We start from the raw sequence: 251 nt of genomic DNA on the forward strand, positions 1-251 counted from the left end.
GTAATTGCTATACTAGGCTGAAGCCCACTGGTTCCTTTAGGAATTTCAGTAGGATACTGTACCACTGCTGAGCCTTGTTGATTAGCTGAAGGTGCGGAAATTAAGTTTATTTTTGATGCTGGATTAGCTATAGGAACGTCATTTACAGTCGTAGGAGTAAATGCGTTCGTTTCAGGGCTTTCAGGCTGCTTTATAACACCATTAATGTAATCCATCCCATTACCCAACAAAGCACGAAAAACAACATATCT

The 251-nt window shown here is 40.2% G+C and carries 1 protein-coding gene; it reads right to left on the reverse strand.

Going from position 1 to position 251, the window contains the following annotated elements:
• On the reverse strand, nt 1-251 hold a 251-nt coding region (locus R2R70_RS21960), incomplete at both ends, for a hypothetical protein (RefSeq protein WP_410979190.1).

The sequence above is a fragment of the Cobetia sp. SIMBA_158 genome (genome assembly GCF_046566945.1).
GTDB classification, from domain to species: domain Bacteria; phylum Pseudomonadota; class Gammaproteobacteria; order Pseudomonadales; family Halomonadaceae; genus Cobetia; species Cobetia amphilecti.